Here is a 19,056-nt window from a genome sequence, read left to right on the forward strand (position 1 = left end):
GCCCAAGTGCTTTATCTGCCAGTGTCTGCAGGGATGCCTTAAATGCTTCCAGCCCTTCAGTTCCCGCCTGATAATCTTCTTCTCCTACCATCACGGCAAGCGCTCTCGGATCATATTTTCCAACCAGCTTCTCAAACTGATCCTTTACATCTGCGATTGTATTTCCGGCTTTCCCGGTATTGATCATATAGCGCTGACGCCCCATAACACCACCATTTTTTGTCCAGCGGATATACTCTTCAAACTGCCCCACATAATTTCGGATTCCCTGGGTTGCGCCGTAACCGCCTTCCACATCTGTTCCACCGGTAAATACCCAGGTATTATCTTTTGACTGGTCAAACATCTGCTCCGGTAAATCACATAATATTCCGCTTTCTGACTTGGTTATCTCCAGTGTATCTTCTAAACTGGCTGCTTCATCTGTTACCACTACGTAAGCAATCTCACCTTTAAAACCATTGGATACCGTCTGGGTATTGCCATTATAATAACCTCCTATGGTGAGCTGGTTTAAGTTCTGTACGGTTGAGAAAAATCCTTTATTGCTATCTCCCGTAAATTTCCCCCTGTCTACACCGTCAATTGCAAACCGGAAGACATATCCGCTGTCTGCCTGGGTCACCATCGCTGTATGCCACTCTCCGTCGGCATAATCAATTCCGGCAACAGATGCTCTGGTGTGTTTCATATCTGCACGGTATCGCATAAGATTATCCGATTTTTCCAAATAAAAGGAGGCTTTGTTTACGGATCCATTGATCGCTGTGGATTCCCCCGCAGTTTTTCCCATCAGCATCATGAGATTACCACTTTTATCAGTTGTCCGGAATTTAATCAGGACGGATCCTGTTGACAGTTTGCCTACTTCTGCAGCTTTTTCACTCGCATCAACCAATGTGCTTCCATTAAATTTCTGCCCTGCAAGATCCTGGTACAGAACAGCATTTTCTTTCATTGATTCTATGCCGGTTGGGCTGTTATTACATATTTTATCCGATACTTTGTTCCCATCTTTGGACCGCACCTGGTAATAATAGGTCTTTCCTGCCCCTGTCTGATCAATATAAGAGGTACCCTTGGTGCTTCCGATCTTTTCATAAGTTCCATTTTCATCTTCACTTCGGTAGATATCATACTCTGTGATGCCTTCTGCCGGAACAAAATTAATTTTAATGGAACTGTATCCTGGTTTGATAACGGTTTCGATGGACGGTCCCTGGGATGCGGGTATGGTAAATCCGTCAAATCCGCCTTCGGCTACCCCGATATTTTGCGCATTGCCGTAAAAATCCCTGCCTTCAGCTGTTATTTTACGGAACGTCAGCTCATGTGTGTCATCCGTCCCCGGACGGAATAATAGCTTCGTCGTGCCGCTGCCGGAATCATATTCCATAGAAACAGGTTCTCCGTCAGCGCTTGCTTCCAGATGGGGGCTGCCTATTACCATCATTGGCTGGTCAAATGTTACTTCAATCCTGCTTCCTTCCCATCTGACACCTTGTACGGCTGGTGCTGTCCTTTCCACCGGCGTCTTGTCAGCCATCAGCCATTGTAAATTAAACGTGGTATAATTCTGATCCAGGTTTGTTCCTTCCCAGAATAATCCGATTTGATTTTCTCCCAAAACGGAAAGGCATGAATATCCATAATTTCCAGCTTCCACTAATCTGGATGCAATCCATACAAATTCATCTGTCTGTGGTTCATAATATCCAAGACGGAGGGTTCCATGGTTTCGACCAGCCGCATAAGTACTGTCCGGATTAGCAAAAAGAAACATTTCCTTACCCTCATATCCGGGCACCTCATATGGATAAGGAACAATCGTAAGCTGACAATATGCATCCCTTAATACGGAATCAAACTTCAGGGTATTCTCCCAGGTCTCTCCTCCGTCTTTACTGGTGGCTATGGCTACATTCCCACCCTGGTTTCTGCAGAACAGTCTCAGTTCTTTTTCTCCTGCTGCATTTGTTACCTCCACTGCCTGGGATTCTGTCATCATTGCGCCGTTGTTATTCATGGTTTTCGTCTGCAGTATGGTTCCGTTGCTAAGTACTCTTCCGTCATTTACGGTTTCACCCATGTGCCATGTTTCACCGGCATCATCACTATAGATTACCGCTGCTGACTGGCTCCCGCCTACATTACTGTTTGTAATATATACCGGAAGTATTAAACGTCCATTGCTCATCTGTATGCCTACTCCCGGACCCGTCCCGGTAAAGAGCATCCAGTCTTCTTTGATCTGACCGTTCAGATCAATTGGCTCAGACCAGTCTACACCATCATTTTCACTTGTGACCATCCAGAGATGTGATGTTCTGACTGCTTTTAATGGCGCCGCCTCAGTTCCGGTATAGAGATAAATGTTGCCGGCGTACTGCAGTTGGTCTGCATCATCGTTTGCATTTGCCGGCTGGGCTTTAGATACCTGCTCACTTGTCTGACCAGATTCCGGTTCACCCTCCGCTTCCAGTACTTCGCCATCATCTTCCATCAGTATTGGATTTCCGATAACATTGGATTGCAACTCTGTTTCATCTTTATTGGATACTTCTTCTGCTGTTTCTTTTATGGTTGCTTTTCTGGTTGCTTCTGTTGTTTCTTCCCCTGTTGTATTTTCTTCGGTTATTGTATCTGGTGCTTCTTCTTTCGTTTCCTCTTCTGGTGTTTCTTTTCCTGGTGTTACATCCTTTGGCGTTATATCTCCAGATGTTACATCTTTTGGCGTTTCATTTCCTGATGCTTCTTCTTTTGACGTTTCATCTCCAGATGTTACATCTTTTGAAGTTTCATTTCCCGGTGCTTCTCCTGATGTTTCACCTGCTGGTGTTCCATTCGCTGATGTTTCATCTGCCGGTGTTCCATTCTCTGACGTTTCTTCTACTGATGTTCCAACCGCTGATGTTTCTTCACCTAATATTTCTTCTCCCGAGATTCCATCTTCTTTCGTCCTATTTGCTGAACTGACTGCAATCTTTTCAAATAGTTTTCCATCTGCCAGATTAGGTACCACATAATTGGTGGCTTCACCTGATACTTCATCGTACACGATTCCATTTTCCCGGATTGTATATTCTTTTGTGTAAGTGTTGCCTCTTTCTGAATTTGGACAATCTCTTAAGATCAGATACTTCTTTCCGTTCACCTCTTTATAGCCGGAGGAAGTTACCAGACTTCCAGAATCCATAATTGCATTGGACTCTGGGAACATATCTACCATCAGGAATATTTTACCGGTATTTCTGTCCTGGACCATATTTGCATCAATACTCAGTGCATGTCTGTTCTGCCCCGATGGGAGATTTACCAGAGTTTTTGTTTCCTCCCAGGTTACGCCCCCGTCTGTGCTCCTTTTGATAACAGTGTCAATATTACCCTGGTCTGCAGATCCGCTCTGGCGTTTATCAATGGCTGCAATAATAGTTCCCTCAGTTGTTGTTAATAAGGATGGAATACGATATGAAGCAGAATTCTCATATCCATTGTAGAATAGCCTTGTATCTGTTCTGACCGCATCTTCCGGATCATCGGGAATTACCGGTTCATAAGCAGTTGCCTTTTGCATCTCTGCCACTTCTTCTGCTGAAAGAGCCTGTCCATACACCTCTACCAGGTCAATGTCACCGCTAAATACCCATTGATTTGTCCCTCCTTTAGCCGGAGCACGATCCAAAGCACCTACTTTAACGGAGTCCGCTTCTGTTATTTTGTCAAAGAAGCCAGACTTATCCTGTTCCGTAAGCTTCTTTCCGTCCAGATAGATCTGGAATTTCGTTTTCCCAAATACATAAACAACTGTATGCCATTGGTCATCACGAATCGAAGCTGTGGCACTAACCTGATTATAATTTGTTACATTGCTGTTGTTCCCCTGACGTACTTCTACCCCGGCTTTGTTTCCCGTTGGATTAACATAGGCAACCGCATAGGTATTTTCCTGCCCTGGATCTGTACTGGACAGACTGAACAAAGCACTTAATCCCTGATTGGGATTGGATCGGTATCTTACTGCAATGGTCCCCTCCTTTAGCGTTGAAAGCCTTGTCAGATATTCCTCTGTAACATTGAGCGTATTTGCCGCTGACGAAATACTCATATTTCTCCCGGAATATATGGGCAGGGTTTTTTCCTGTGCAGATACCTGTATCATTCCCTGAGGCACAATCCCTGACACGACAAGTACAATTGCTAACATCATCGCTAAAAATCTTTTTTGTTTTTGCTTGATATACATTATTTCCTCCTTTTTCACATCCCATAAGATAAGTTTAGTTATTCTCCTACATGGAAACCCGGATTTCCTTTCCCCTCCTCCTTTCTCTTACTGGAAATCGTTTCCTGTCGATATACCTAACATTATTACAAAAATAATTTCTTTTTTCAACATAATATTAGAAGATTTTTCCTTTTTGTTTGTTTCTTCCTTTTTTACCGTTTTTCCAATGCATTTATCAAGGTTTTTCCAGTAATTTCTATCTATATTGCACAATTACAAAAAAGCCCCTCACGAAGTTATGCTTCATGAGAGGCCATTCACTGCTATTAAATTTTATAAGTTCCTCAAAAATACTTTTGTCTCATATGGTTTCATTTCCATGGTCCCCATCACCTGAGCACCTGTATACAGGTCCAGCAACGACTGTTTTAAACAGATCCATACTGGCTCGTGACTATAGTTCAGGACAAATATATATTGTCTGCCATCCTTTTCCCTTACGGCTAATTCTGTCTCCCGGGGTAAATCCAGGATATTCTGATAAGGTTTTGCCACACAAAGCTTCCTTAAGAAAACCTCTGCCGTATCCCTTGTAAAAGCTCCCCCAAAATAATAGACCTTACCTTTCCCCCAGTTATTCTTTATAAGTCCTGCTGCCCCCTTATAATAATTAGACTGATAAGTACCCAGTATTTCCGCCTGATTGGTAAGCGGTTCCAGGATATCATTATAAACCGCTGCTTCTATCAAGCAATCCTCCCAGCCCACCATAATCTTTCCATCTGCTTTCCCGATAAAAGTACCGTCTGTTACGTCCGTTCCCGACAAATCCTGCATAAGCCCGGGAAGATTCTGCATCACACATTTTCCGGTTCTGTCTTTATATCCGGTCCTGCATCCCAGAATCAGGATACCCCCTTCCTGCACATAAGCTTCTAAAAGGGCTTTTCTTTTGTTTGTTATAATAATACCGTGGGGATAGAATAATAGTGGATACTTTAATAGTTCCTGCAAGGATACATCCTCTGTGAGATAGACGTAATCCATCGGCGTATGGGTTAACTGTGCCGCCTCAAAAATTCCCTTCTGACTTACTTTTTCCATACGCTGATGCCATACATCCAGATCTGCATCCCAGACATTATCATAGTCTTTGATTACACCAAAGGATGCCTGATATCTGCTTCCCGCCAGTTCTCCTATTTTCCGAAATTTCCCATGTATCTCCCGTACTTCCTCCAGTCTTCTGTTATCCCGGTTGGCATAATCCAGAATGCCATGCCAATAAATCTCGGTTCCCATAATCGCAGTACGCCAACGGAAATAGCTGATGTAATCTGCACCATGTGCTACGCTCTGCATAGTCCAAAGTGTCATCTGCCCGGGTTTTGGAGCCGGAGCTTCCATCCGGGTATTCCACCCGTTGGCACCCGACTGCTGTTCCATAATACCAAAGTTTGGGGAAACAGATCTCACTTCTGCCAGATTACGGCTCCATTTCCGGTCATTTAAATCATCTGAATGCAGCGGATCCTCGCACAGGCAGTATGCAAAATTAGGATAGGAATCGTACATATAAAAATCCAGGGATTCCTTTGTCATGCGGTGGTTATCCAGGTGGGAGAACATTCCATTCGTCGTAATGAAATCGGAATCTTTCTTGTACGTCCTTAAAATATCACTCTGCATCTTGGCAAAACGGCAGGCACTGTCTGATATAAATCGGATATAGTCCAATACCTCATGGGGATTTGTGGAATTACTAATGGTGGTACGTGGTACATGGATTTCCTCCCATTCGGTGTATGTCTGATTCCAGAAGACTGTTCCCCATACGGCATTTAAAGCATCCAGATCTTTATATTTGTTCTTAAGGTATTCCCGGAATGCCAGTGTATCACTTTCAGAATAGAATACGTCTGTCTCACAATTCAATTCATTGTCGATCTGCCATCCGATGACAGAACTTCTCTTACCATAATGCTGTGCCATTTTTGTTACAATCCGGGCACTGAGCTCCTGATATTTTTTTGAGTTATAATTGTAATGCCGCCTTGCCCCATGACGAAACGGGACTCCATTGATATCACAGTTTAACACTTCCGGATATTTTTGTGTAAGCCATGCCGGAGGGGTTGCTGTGGGCGTCCCCATAATTACCTGCATCTTAGTTTCTTCAGCAATATCTAAAAAATCGTCGAAAAATTCATAGGTAAACTGCCCTTCCAAAGGTTCTGCTTTGCTCCAGGCAAACTCTGCAATCCGAATTGTTTCAATACCTGCCTCTTTCATTCTATTCAGGTCATCTTTCCATAGAGACCTGTCCCAATGTTCCGGATAATAGCAGGTACCAAGTGCTAGTTTATCCAGTTTTATACTCTTTTCAATTGTCATAAGACCCTCCACTATATTTCGTTCTCCAACTGCTCATTTAACTTCTTCAGGGACAGGCAGAAAGTAATTTTTGTCCCTTCATCTTTGGCACTTTCTATTTTTAAAGTCCCTTCTGCCCCATAATAAATCTTCAGACGGCGGTATACATTTTTGATTCCAATAGATTCCCTGCCATCATCTCTTTCACACTGCTCATAGGTTCTGCGCACCTCTTCCGGCGTCATTCCGACTCCGTCATCGCTCACGCAAAAAAAGATACCCTGCTCCTGCATTCTGATTTCAATATTCAGATTTCCTTTTCCAAGTTTTGGTTCCAGTCCATGTATAATGGCATTTTCTACCAATGGCTGCAAAATGAAGTTTGGAATGATATAATCCCTTGTCAGGTTATCAATCTGATAAGAGGCTTCTACCTTATCCCCAAAACGGTATTCTTGAATAAACAGATAATTCCGCACACTTTTTAATTCCTCATCAATTGTTATGAAACTATCCTGCTTTATAGTCGCCCGAAGCAGATCCGCCAGTGTAACCGCCATATCGGAGATGTCATTATTTCCTCCGCTCCTTGCCATCCAGCTGATGGTATCCAGGGTATTATACAGAAAATGGGGATTAATCTGCATTTTAAGAAATTCAATCTCCGCCTGCTTTTGGGATATCTCCATTTTATATACCTTTTCAATCAGGGTTTCTATGTTCTTAGCCATATCATTATATGTTCTTCCCAGACTTCCGATTTCATCATTGCCCGCTATGTGCACCCGGCCTGAAAAATCCCCCTGTCCCACTGCCGTCATACTTTTGCTCAACTGTCCCAGGGGAAAGGTAATATGCCTGATCATCAAAATAATTGCAACCACAGCTACTACTATGGCCAGCAGAGCTATCCCGCCTGAAAAAAGCGCAAAGTACCGGATATCTTTTTGTATTTCTCCAACTGCTACCGTTGTAACCAGCATCCATCCATTGGGCATTTTTTCACCGGTATAAAGGTAGGAATCCACTTCATTGATTTCTGCCCGTGAATCATTTTCCATATTCTGCAGCCTTTCAAGTTCCACCGGAAAATAACTTCCCACATGCTTCCTGTTGTTGGATGCCACTACTATTCCATCTGTATCCACAATGTAAGTACCACTGGTGTACGTATTTGATATATCTTCCAGAATATCGGAGAAATATGCCTCTTCGCAGACGAGATCGATGATTCCAATGGGACGCTGTGTTTTAAAGTCATAAATAGCCCGCTCAATACAGATTCCATTCTGCCCGTCATCTGTCAGTTTCCAGAGGGTGGAGCCCTTCGCATCAAAGACTTCATTTCCGGAGAACATCTGTATGACCTGCTCTCCAACCTGCTTTTGTACCGTAAACGCTTCCTCCGTCAGGGAAATAACGCTCAGGGAAGTTACGTTTTTATTATAGAGGGCATCTCCGATCAGTTCTTCCTCCACTGACCTTTTTACCAGCAGCTTCTCATATTCAGACAGCGTTTTCGTATTGACTATGCCCAATTGCTCCTGAATCTTAGTGTTTTTCAATGTATTAAAAGTAATGGTCTCCATTTCATCAATATTATTTTCCAGGTTATTTGTTGTCTGTCTGGTAATATCCATGATATACTGCCTGGACTTTTCTTTGTAAACCGCTTGGAATACAGCCATTGAAGCAAACGAAATACCTGCGCTGGAAATGATAACCAATACCGAAAATGTCAGAATCAGCTTTTCTTTCAGCCTCATATCCTTGAATCTGTGCTTTCTTTGCATGATTAACCCCATGGCATATTACAGAAAATCTGTAATACTGCTGTACCTCTTATTTTTTCCTGTCCATCATGTCCAGAATTTCTCTGATTGAATAATCCTTTTGTATCCCCGGGTTCTTCCTGTACTCTCCCGGCGTGCTGTCAAATATCCGCTTAAACACCTGACTGAAATAGCGGGAATCATGGAATCCTGTTCTGTCACAGATCATATTGATTTTCTGTTTATTTTCCTTTAGCAGATACCCCGCATTCATAAGACGGATACCATTCAGGATATCCACAAAGGAGTAGCCCGTTTCCCTTTTTATCAACCTTGACAGATAGATCGCGGTGAAATGATACTGTTCAGCCAGTGCATTCAGTGTAATATCTCCGCTGTAATTCTGCGCGATATAAGCCAGCATATCCATAACCTGAGGATTTGCCCCCCGGAAACTGTAAAGTATTTGCTCGGCAGCATCAAAAGCCCCCACCATATCTTCGTGTTCCCGGACTACTTTCCTGGAATATCTTTTTTGTTCCAGAATACTTACGGCACGTCTCACGGAAGCAGCTAATTCATCCGTCTTAATTGGTTTTAATATGTAATCATATACCTGCTGTCTGATTGCTTCCTGTGCATACTGGAAATCACTGAATCCGGTGAGCAGTATTACCATGGTACTCTTCTGGTATTCCCGGATATACCCCGCCAGCTCAAGACCTGACAGCCCCGGCATGCGGATATCACTGATAATAATGTCAATCTCTTCTCTCTCCAGCAATTCTCTGGCTTCCTGCCCATTCTGTGCACTTAAGACCTTTTCAAACCCCTCTGCCTTCCAGTCCATGGATAAAATTCCCTGGAGTATAATAAATTCATCATCTGCAACCAGCAGTTTCAATGATATTCCCCCTTTTCCTGTATCCTTCCTCAGCCCTTTACTGCCCCTGCCACCATTCCCTCCATAATATTTCGATGTAATAGAATGTATACAATCACGCTGGGGATAATGGTAATCACAACTGCAGCTATCATCGCTGTATAATCCGTTGCATATTGCCCCTGAAAAGCAGTAAGTCCCACTGGAAGCGTCATTTTTGACTGGTCTGTCAGAAATATCTGAGGAAGCAGAAGATCGTTCCAGATATTGATAAATACAATCACAGCTACCGTCACAACAGAGGATTTGGAGATGGGCATAATGATCTGGTAGAAAATACGGTAGATACTGCACCCATCCATTACTGCTGCTTCTTCAATATCACGGGGAATTGACAGAAAAAATCCGGTTAGTATGAAGATAGCCATTGGAAAGCTGTTGGCTATATGGGGAATAATCACCGAAGCATGGGTGTTCAACAAGTTTACCTTATTAAACATATTAAATAACGGGATAATCGTTGCATATGCAGGTATCATCATACCCAGCAAAAATATATTCATCATTATTCCGGAGAGCTTCCATTTCATCCGTGATATTGCATAGGCAGCCATACAGCTTAAGACCGCTCCGGCTAATACCGCTATTACTGCAATTATAACAGAATTTGTAAAATATGTCCCAATCTTTCCATCCACCATCGCAGAAATATAATTCTTAAACCCAAAGGCTTCCGGCATGCCCCAGGGATTGGCAAATAACTCATCATTGGTCTTAAACGAACTGATTAACAGCCATATAATCGGATAAATACAGGTAAGTGTGAATAGCCCCAGCCCTGTATACTTAAATGCGAAAAACATCTTGTCTTTTCCATTTATCCTCATCTTTATTCCTCCTTTCAAAACCATCATGCAATACTAGAATTCAACTGGATCCGATTTGAAAATCAAATTCGAAACAGCAACGGCACAGATACATAAAACAAGTAAAATAACACCAATTGCTGCTGAATATCCGTATTTTAATGTCCGAAATCCCTGATAAAACATATAAGTAGACATTAATTCGGTTGCATGGTTTGGGCCTCCGCCGGTCATAACCGCCACCAGATCATAATATTTCAGGGACCCTGTAATAATCAACACTGCATCCACCTTTAATATATTTTTAATGAGTGGAAAAGTAATAGAGCGAAATTGTATCCATCTGCTGGCTCCATCGATTTCAGCCGCTTCATACAGGGAACTTGGTATATTTTTCATTGCAGCTATCTGTATAATCATGTGATACCCAACGAACTGCCACATGACAACAATAATAATACAAAACAGTGCAATCCGGGGGTTGGACAGCCATGCCTGCTGAGCATTACCAAATCCCAGAACTTCAAGGAGTTTATTCAGAAGCCCAAATTCCGAATTATAAATAAAAGACCACATCAGTCCCACTGCCACCCCACATATAACACTGGGCAAAAAGAATACTGTTTGGAAAAAGTGACTTCCTTTTATCTTTTGAAACAGAATATTTCCAAAAATTATTGCCAGCGGCAGATGGGCAATTAAGGAACCGATTACCATGAAAATATTATTGCGCAGAGCCGTTAAAAAGGTAGAATCTTTAAACAGATTCAAATAATTTTTCAATCCCACAAATTTTCCCGGACTCATCAGATCAGTCTGAAATAAACTGATATAAATATTATAAAATATCGGTATCAGAGAAAATACACCATAGATTAAAAATGCCGGAAGTACAAATACTGCAATACTTTTTTTATTTCCTAAAATTTTGTCCATATTAACAGCCTCCTTAAGCCTGATTAACTGCCGCTTCGACAGAAAGGTTTAAACTTTTAGCGGTCTGCATTTTCTTCTGCAAATGCCTGCAGTTCATCAAATGCTTTCCTGGGATCGGAACCTCCGAATACCGCCAGACACTGATTATTAAATTCCACACCTTCTCCGGCCCCAAAGGCTCTGTCCCACCAGGGTGTGAGACCCTTTGCCTGGTTTGATAAGCTGATAATCTCAGCAACCAGTGGGTCAATCTTAGAATCATCTACTTCTAATTTTAAAGATGGCAGCCTTCCCATCTCATAAAGCAGTTTCTCTTCACTTTGTTTGGAGGTCCAGTATTTCAAAAATGCAACTGCAATCTCCTTGTTGGATGAGGATTCCGCAACGGCAAAGCAGGTATCTACCGATCCAACTGAAATATTATTGAATTGGGAATTCTTTGCCGGGAGTGTAAAAGCACCTACACAATCGGTGATGGAACTGGTATTCTTATCCAGAATTGTGGATGCATCCCATGCTCCCTGAAAATACATAGCCGCCTTTCCCTGTTTAAACTGAGACTGCACTTCTTCTGCGGTCATACCAAGCATTCCGTCCTGAAAATATCCCTTATCTATCATACTCTGTACTTCATTAGAAGCTTCCACATGCGCCGGATCATTCCATTTTCTCGTTCCGTCACAGATGCCATCATACAAATCCATTCCTGCTATTCCGTTTGATATCTGCTGCACAAACTGCGCCGGAATCCAGGAATCAGTAGCTGCCAGTATCATTGGCGTAACCTGGTTATTTTTTAAGGTTTCGCATACATCCAGAAACTCTTCATAGGTTTCTGGAACGCTTACCTGATTCTCTTCGAATATCTTTTTATTGTAAAACATGACACAAAAGGACTTCTGGGTTGGTATTGCATATAGTTTTCCATCATAAGTCACCGGATCCAGTACCCCTTCTGCAAAACTGTTCTTCCACTTGTCATCTCCTTCCACCGCTTCCTGAAGGGATGCCACTTTGCCGCCCTCTACAAATGGTTTTAAATAATCCAACTCCCAGGTAAAAAATATATCGGGCACAGAATTAGAAGCCATAAGCGTTGTCAATTTTGTTTTGTACTGTTCGTTCTCATAAAACTCTATATTTACCGTGGCTCCCCACTCATTGTCCTTTGAAAACTCATCAGCAATTTTCTGATACGTCTCCCGATATGCATCGGCTGCGCTTCCAACGCACATAGCTGTCAGCGCCGGTCCATCTCCTGTTTTTACACCTTCTCCCGTATTCCCACTATCCAGGTTTTCTGACATCTCACTTCCCGTTTTGCTGCTCTTCCCATCCGGGGAAACCTGGCTGTCAGCCCCATTGCCTCCGCATCCTGCCAGCATACCTACGGCTGCCATTGCCGCAATCCCTGTAAATATTAAACTCATCCATCTTCTTTTCATACCCTGTCTCTTCCTTTCATAATTCGTTTTTCATTTTCCTTGTTTTAACACATTTTCAGGTTCACCACATCGATTCCTTTTGATATCTGTTTTTGTTTTAAGATAATTTTATTATATATTACATCACATTAACGAAACAGGTAGATGGATAACCAAAAATGTTTAAAATATAAAACAGAGTAGTCTTACCATATAAACCTCTTTAATAAAAAATAAAAAAAAGCGGTATGATTAGCTTTCCCAGCCATATCATACCGCAGATCTTTCCTGTTTAAATTTACCAGATAAATGTTTCAAAAAAGGTTTCATTTTTCAATCTTCTCAAAAAACACTTCTCTCTAATTCCCCATTCCAACTATCATACCCAGCACATAAGGCACCAGCCATACCGCCCAGACAAAAATACTGAATTTGTGGAAATTCTCCTGTTTCTGCTCATCCTTTTTCACCAGAACAATCGTTGCCCATACTGCATGGAACAGCATCAGGGCAATTGCCAGAGCGCCTGTAATTCCATGGAGATTTATGCCACCAGTACCTGGCTTACTTCCGGCAATGGTACTCATGATGGTAGTTCCTGTGGTATCAAACACCAGGCCCAGCCAGAATATGATAACATGAGGCTTGCGCAAAACATGTGCCTTTCGCTCTGAAAAAACGCCGATTGTATAAAATATCAGTGCCAGAGTAATCGTAATTATAGCTAAAATTAATTTTACATCCATATGTACTATCTCCTTTATATTCAACTTGAACAATGTTCATTATATGATATAAATTATCATTTGTCAAATCTTTTAGATAAATCCATATTCACTACAATTAAAAATCAGCCGGAGATATCTTCCTCCCAGGCTGATTTTCTTATCTATATTAATTTCGTTATCACACTCTGAAACCCACTCAGAACAACATTGCCTTCCCCGACATTCAATTTCTCATAATTGTTCAAAAGTATTTCTCCAATTTCATCTTCTAACGGCAGCCTGATTTCCCTTGCATTACAATTGTGGATCGCCAGTATCCGTTTTCCCTCATATCTTCTTTCATAAGCAATGATTCCATCCTGGTCTTCATACCGTGGAATGGTATCGCCATAAATAAAAGCTTCTTCAAGATCTTCCCTTTTTCTTAAGGCTATCATCTTTTTGTAATAAGAAAGCAGGGAGTTTTCATCTTTTTTCTGTGCCTCATAATTTATCCTGCGGTAGTTCGGATTTACTTCGAACCATGGAGTTCCCTCCGTAAACCCTGCATTTTTCCTGTCGTTCCACTGCATAGGAGTCCGGCTGTGTTCCCTGCATTCGTTGTTGACTTTTTCCAATGCCTCTTCTTCCGTCATACCTTTTAGCAGGTATCCATTATAATTGTTGAAGGTTGCCAGATCCAGAAACTCGTTAATCGATTTTTTCTGGTAATCCCGCATTCCAATTTCCTGCCCCTGGTATAAAAATACAATTCCTCGCAGGAAAAAGTTTACCGAAGCCAGCAAAGATTCGCTATAAAAACTAATATACTCTTCCGGTATAAACCGCTCCACTGATCTGGATGTATCGTGATTGTCTGTAAAATTACACATCAGACCATGGCCTTTCGCGTAATCCTGTTTTGCAAACAGCCGCTCTCTCAGTTCATGGATCATTTCTAACGGACGGTCTTTCCATTCTTTATCCTTTACATGAAACTGCGTATGGCAGAAATCAAAGATCGTGGAAAAATAACCATCGTCTCCGATAAATTCCCCCAGTTCTTCCGGTCTGACATCGTCCACCTCTCCGATTGTCAAAGCATTGTGAGGCTTAAAGGTCTTTTCGTTTAACTCATTCAGAAAGACATTTAGTCCTTTTGCATTGCGGAAATAATCCCAGGCACTGGCAAGCCCGTCCGGTCCGTCTGCCGGCTGGTTGACATATGCAAAGTTTTTCTTTAAATGGCTGATTGCATCGATGCGAAATCCCCCAAGTCCCATGTCCAGCCATCGATTTACCATATCGTAGATGATTTCCCTCAGTTTTGGATTTTCCCAATTCAGATCCGGCTGGCCTTTTGTAAAAAGATGCAGATAGTACTTATTGGTATCTCCAATTTTTTCCCAGGCACTGCCGCCAAAAATAGAGCGCCAGTTGTTGGGCGGGTTATCTCCATCCCCTTCTTTTATAATATAATAATCCGCATATTCGCTGTCTGGATCCGCCATTGCTTTTTGAAACCATTCGTGCTGGTCTGACGTATGATTTACCACCAGATCCATCAGTATTTTGATTCCTCTTTTATCTGCTTCCAGTATCAGTTCTTCCATCTCTTCATTTGTTCCAAACATCGGGTCGATCCTGTCGTAATCGGAAATGTCATAACCATGATCCACCATCGGGGATTTGTATATCGGACATAACCAGATTACATTGATCCCCAGATCCTGCAAATCGTCCAAATGCCGGATAACCCCTCTGATATCACCGATTCCGTCCCCATTGGTATCTTGAAAGCTCTTTGGATAAATCTGATATCCAATTGTATTATGCCACCACTTTTTAAGCATTTTATCCTCCATCTGCGCATAACTCTGCGCCTAAACTTTGAACTTAAGTGTATCTGCTGATTCATTCCTGCCAATGCATTTAGCCCTTAACGGCTCCGCTGTTGGCGGAATGATCATCCAATGTATGCATCCGCAATGCATTTAGCCCTTAACGGCTCCGCTGGTTACACCCTCCACATAATATTTCTGCATATAGATGAACAGCAGCGAAATAGGAATCGCAATAATCACACACCCAGCAGTAAATACCGTAAACATCGTATTAGAACTTGACTTTGTCATCATCGTGTACAATCCAATCGCAACCGTATAGTTCTCAAGCTTATCCCCCATGATAACCTTGGAGAAAATGAAATCCATCCACGGAGCCATAAATGCAGTAAGTGCAGTGTAAACAATCATAGGCTTTGACAGGGGAAATATAATCTTGGTAAATACCTGAAACTGAGTTGCCCCATCAATCTTCGCCGATTCGTCCAGCGCTTTTGGCATTGTATCAAAAAACCCTTTTGCAACATAAAAGGTGAGCGCTGCACCAGAAGAATATATTAGTACCAATGCCAGGAGACTCTGTGTCAGATCCATCGCTTTTAAAATATAATAAACTGCGATCATACTCATAAATGCCGGAAACATATTCAGAACCAGGGCTATTTTCATGATCGGTTTTCTCATGCGGAATCTCAGCCTGGATAATACATATGCCATGGATGTGGTTAAAAATGTACTTAACAGGCAGGATGCCACCGACACGATCAAGGTATTGGAAAACCATCTGAAAAAAGGATATTCACTCATGGTAAAAAGCATTTTATAATTGTTCAGGGTAAATCCCTTTGGTATAAAGTAGGAAACAAATTGTCCGCTCTCCGCTCTGAATGATGTCAGAACGATCCAGATAATGGGGAATATCCAAAGTATACTAAGTGCAATCAGTATGATGTAAGTGATCGTATTGCCTAATTTATTTTTCAGTTTCATTGATACATATCCTCCTTACTGTACGCAGCTGATCTGGTATATGTAATCAGCGAGAATACTGCACATATGACAAAGGTTATGATACCGATGGTAGACGCCAGGTTATAGTCCGCCTTTTCTACCGTCAGTTTATATAACCATGTTACCAGCAGATCCGTATCTCCTGCCGCATAAAAGTTACTGTTAAGCGGTGCTCCTCCGGTCAGCAGGTAAATAACGTTGAAGCTGTTTATATTACCGACAAACTGCTGAATCAGTGAAGGCGTCATAACAAAAAAGATTTGGGGCAGCGTAATCTTTCTGAAAATCTGGAAGGTATTGGCACCATCCATTCTGGCCGCTTCCACCTGATCCTCCGGCAGATTCGTTAAAATACTGGTTACTACAATCAGGGTAAATGGAATGCCGACCCACATATTTACCATAATAACCGAGAATTTTGCTACCAGTGGATCTGTTAAAAATGGAATTGGCTGATCGATCAAACCAATATTCTGCAATAATGTATTCAACGGCCCGGATGCATGAAGCATATTTCTCATAATCAGAAGAGATACAAACTGAGGCACTGCAATTGTGGTTACGAAAATCGTACGGAAAAATTTCTTAAGACGAATTCCTTTTTTGTTGATCAAAAGCGCCAGTATAACTCCGCCCAGAAAGTTTGTAACAGTAGCCAAAAGTGCCCAGATCAGTGTCCAAACTAATAGCGGGAAAAAAGTACCGGCAATATTTCCGCCCAGCATAGAACCAAAATTGCTAAATCCAACCCAGCCAAACAAGTTCTTTGGCGGCAGATGATTGTGGTCATAGCTTGTAAATGCCAGTAAAATCATATACATTAGCGGCAAAATAGTGAAAATTAATACAGCAATTGTGGGCAGTCCTAATAATGAAATGTGAAAGCGGCTGTCCAGCAAGGAATGAATATCCTCCGTAAAGGAAGGTATTTTCTTATCTGACGCTTTGAGCATCTGGATATTCCGGGCGCTTTTTATATTTACAAAATAAGCTGCGATAAACAGTGCGATTATGATCACAGTTGCCAGTCCATAAATCATAAACAACATAGAATTATCTCCCTGGACCTGTACCTTAATGCCCAGATTTTCATCCATGACCCACCCCTGCGACTGCACCCCAAGGGTTACTAGTCCGCCAAGGGCAGCTGCCCCATTAAATATCATGTAGAGAAGGAACACTGCTTCTATGGCTAGAAACAGTAAACCTTTTATGATCTGATGATTCATCAGATTGGCACTTCCCATGATAAAATAAGATAAACGAACGGACAGATCCCCGTTTTTAAATCCATTTATATAATTTTTAACTGGATTTCCTCTTCTTTTCTTTTTTGTCTGCATATCCTTATCTCCTCTGAAAAGGCCAGCCATGAATCTTCATGACCGGCCTATGCTTTGACAGATGCGTGCTTACCGAATCTGAAAAATACTTGTGCCGGGTCCCTGCCTGACTTATTAATTGGCAGCAGCGGCACTGGCGGTATCATTTACCAGGGCATCCAGTTTTGTCTGAATATCTGCATCTGATAATTTACCTGCATATGCATCGATAATAATCGGATCCAGAATATCCCAGAAGGAACGCAGTTCAGAAAGTTTTGGCATTAATACGGTATAGTCTTCCTGGGTCATCTCAGAAACAACGCCGGAGATCATGTCATTTTTTACTTCATCTGATTCTCTTAATGCATTATTGCATGGAATATTACCATTTCCTTCAAAACGTGCTTTCTGGCTTTCCTGGTTTGAGAGGAAATCAGCAAGTTCCATTGCATCTAACGGATATTTGGTAGCTGCATTTACAGCCAGTAATTTAACTCCCTGGAAAGAGCGCAGCTGAACGGCACCATCTCCAAAATCAGCAGTTGGGTAAACAGCTACCCCAAGGTTTTCTCCAAGGGCATCTGTAATATCCTTTTTTCCCCAGGGGCCGGTTACCATAGCAGCGATTTCACCGGATTTTAACTTATTCATAGCATCTGCATTGCAGGCAACCACGTTTTTATTATCTTTTAGAGAAGCAATCCATTTTGTTACATTTACGCCCTGTTCGGAATTAAAAGTGGTATCTGCAATATCTTCCCCATTATCTCCGAAAAGCTTACATCCGTTTGCAATATACATCGGTGCTACTGTATAGTTGGTACCTTCTTCCGCTACATTTAATCCGATTTTAGCCTTTGCGGTAATTCCCTCAAATGTTTTCACATCTTCTTCCGTAAGCATGGATTTGTTATAAACCAGATACATTGCTTCTACTGCATACGGGTAGCCATAAACAGTATCTTTATAGGTAGCCGCATCCAACGCTGTCGGCGTATCTTCACTCTTAATTCTGTCTGCATACTTGGTATTTTCATATAAGGTGCCCGCCTCTACAAGCTGTCCCAGCTGATCATGAGGTAATGCGATTACATCTGCTGCAGCCTCCGGATCTTTCTTCACCTCTTCTTCCGCCTTGCCGCTTTCTGAAAATACAACATCGATGGTATAATTCTTTTCCGGATGAGCTGCTTTAAACTGCTCTACCAGATCCTTGGTAATATCCAGTACATCCTGATCTGCCCACACCTTTAACGTCACGTCCTTACTGTCTGTGCTGACTGCTGATCCTGTACCGGCTGCGGTAGCCGCCTCTGCCGAAGACTTACTGTTGCCTCCGCATCCTGCAAGCAGACCGCCCGCCATCATAACCGATAATGCAAGAGCTGTAAATTTAACTGTTCTTTTCATAATTCCTTACCTTCCTTTTCATTTGGATGTTCTCCTGTTTTCTGAGGTAATTATAACTTTTCATCCGCCTGATTAAAATGAACTAAATAAACTTTAGTAGTGAACAAAATAAACTTTTCATGGCTGTATGGGGTTTCCCTCCACTTATTGTTCTGTTTCCGGCTGGCCATGACTATTCTTTTATAAACTACATGGACATAGAAAATCAGAATCTACGTAACTTTTTTCAAATGCCATGCCAAATAAATCAACGTAACTTTTTTCAAATGCCATTGACAAA

General features: G+C 42.0%; 12 protein-coding genes. All 12 read right to left on the reverse strand.

Going from position 1 to position 19,056, the window contains the following annotated elements:
• Positions 1-4,243 (reverse strand): exo-alpha-sialidase (locus tag RHS_RS30990; protein WP_395022325.1); only part of this gene is annotated, 4,243 nt, incomplete at its 3' end.
• 315 nt (positions 4,244-4,558) lie between these two features.
• Positions 4,559-6,619 (reverse strand): DUF4434 domain-containing protein, encoded by a 2,061-nt coding sequence (locus tag RHS_RS13210; RefSeq protein ID WP_395022327.1) that lies wholly within the window; start codon positions 6,617-6,619, stop codon positions 4,559-4,561.
• Between the two features lie 11 nt (positions 6,620-6,630).
• The gene (locus RHS_RS13215) at positions 6,631-8,391 is read right to left on the reverse strand and encodes a sensor histidine kinase (RefSeq protein ID WP_395022330.1); all 1,761 of its coding nucleotides are present in this window, start codon (positions 8,389-8,391) and stop codon (positions 6,631-6,633) included.
• 49 nt (positions 8,392-8,440) lie between these two features.
• A complete protein-coding gene (locus RHS_RS13220) occupies positions 8,441-9,274 on the reverse strand; it encodes a response regulator (RefSeq protein ID WP_047833474.1) in 834 nt (277 codons plus the stop codon).
• 29 nt (positions 9,275-9,303) lie between these two features.
• A complete protein-coding gene (locus RHS_RS13225; protein WP_052430710.1) occupies positions 9,304-10,140 on the reverse strand; it encodes a carbohydrate ABC transporter permease in 837 nt (278 codons plus the stop codon).
• A 33-nt stretch (positions 10,141-10,173) separates the two neighbouring features.
• The gene (locus RHS_RS13230; RefSeq protein ID WP_047833475.1) at positions 10,174-11,055 is read right to left on the reverse strand and encodes a carbohydrate ABC transporter permease; all 882 of its coding nucleotides are present in this window, start codon (positions 11,053-11,055) and stop codon (positions 10,174-10,176) included.
• 56 nt (positions 11,056-11,111) lie between these two features.
• Positions 11,112-12,500, reverse strand: coding sequence for an ABC transporter substrate-binding protein (locus RHS_RS13235; protein ID WP_047833476.1), 1,389 nt, complete (start codon positions 12,498-12,500; stop codon positions 11,112-11,114).
• Positions 12,501-12,838: 338 nt separating this feature from the next.
• Complete coding sequence (locus tag RHS_RS13240; protein WP_044293798.1) at positions 12,839-13,225, reverse strand: HsmA family protein; 387 nt, start codon at positions 13,223-13,225, stop codon at positions 12,839-12,841.
• A gap of 143 nt (positions 13,226-13,368) precedes the next feature.
• Positions 13,369-15,039: an alpha-amylase family glycosyl hydrolase gene (locus RHS_RS13245; RefSeq protein WP_047833477.1), complete on the reverse strand. Its 1,671-nt coding sequence runs from the start codon at positions 15,037-15,039 to the stop codon at positions 13,369-13,371.
• Between the two features lie 141 nt (positions 15,040-15,180).
• Complete coding sequence (locus RHS_RS13250) at positions 15,181-16,020, reverse strand: sugar ABC transporter permease (protein WP_044289682.1); 840 nt, start codon at positions 16,018-16,020, stop codon at positions 15,181-15,183.
• Positions 16,017-17,384 (reverse strand): carbohydrate ABC transporter permease, encoded by a 1,368-nt coding sequence (locus tag RHS_RS13255; RefSeq protein ID WP_044289681.1) that lies wholly within the window; start codon positions 17,382-17,384, stop codon positions 16,017-16,019. The genes RHS_RS13250 and RHS_RS13255 overlap by 4 nt, the downstream gene beginning before the upstream one ends.
• 114 nt (positions 17,385-17,498) lie before the next feature.
• The gene (locus tag RHS_RS13260; RefSeq protein WP_027296147.1) at positions 17,499-18,776 is read right to left on the reverse strand and encodes an extracellular solute-binding protein; all 1,278 of its coding nucleotides are present in this window, start codon (positions 18,774-18,776) and stop codon (positions 17,499-17,501) included.
• Positions 18,777-19,056: the final 280 nt, after the last annotated feature.

The sequence above is a fragment of the Robinsoniella sp. RHS genome (assembly GCF_001029355.1).
GTDB classification, from domain to species: domain Bacteria; phylum Bacillota; class Clostridia; order Lachnospirales; family Lachnospiraceae; genus Robinsoniella; species Robinsoniella peoriensis.

Excerpts from the sequence above, each read along its gene's own strand:
- RHS_RS13210 (WP_395022327.1), bottom strand. The coding sequence starts at position 6,619 with ATGACAATTGAAAAGAGTATAAAACTGGATAAACTAGCACTTGGTACC.
- RHS_RS13215 (WP_395022330.1), bottom strand. The coding sequence starts at position 8,391 with ATGCAAAGAAAGCACAGATTCAAGGATATGAGGCTGAAAGAAAAGCTG.
- RHS_RS13235 (WP_047833476.1), bottom strand. The coding sequence starts at position 12,500 with ATGAAAAGAAGATGGATGAGTTTAATATTTACAGGGATTGCGGCAATG.
- RHS_RS13245 (WP_047833477.1), bottom strand. The coding sequence starts at position 15,039 with ATGCTTAAAAAGTGGTGGCATAATACAATTGGATATCAGATTTATCCA.
- RHS_RS13240 (WP_044293798.1), bottom strand. The coding sequence starts at position 13,225 with ATGGATGTAAAATTAATTTTAGCTATAATTACGATTACTCTGGCACTG.
- RHS_RS13250 (WP_044289682.1), bottom strand. The coding sequence starts at position 16,020 with ATGAAACTGAAAAATAAATTAGGCAATACGATCACTTACATCATACTG.
- RHS_RS13225 (WP_052430710.1), bottom strand. The coding sequence starts at position 10,140 with ATGAGGATAAATGGAAAAGACAAGATGTTTTTCGCATTTAAGTATACA.
- RHS_RS13260 (WP_027296147.1), bottom strand. The coding sequence starts at position 18,776 with ATGAAAAGAACAGTTAAATTTACAGCTCTTGCATTATCGGTTATGATG.
- RHS_RS13230 (WP_047833475.1), bottom strand. The coding sequence starts at position 11,055 with ATGGACAAAATTTTAGGAAATAAAAAAAGTATTGCAGTATTTGTACTT.
- RHS_RS13255 (WP_044289681.1), bottom strand. The coding sequence starts at position 17,384 with ATGCAGACAAAAAAGAAAAGAAGAGGAAATCCAGTTAAAAATTATATA.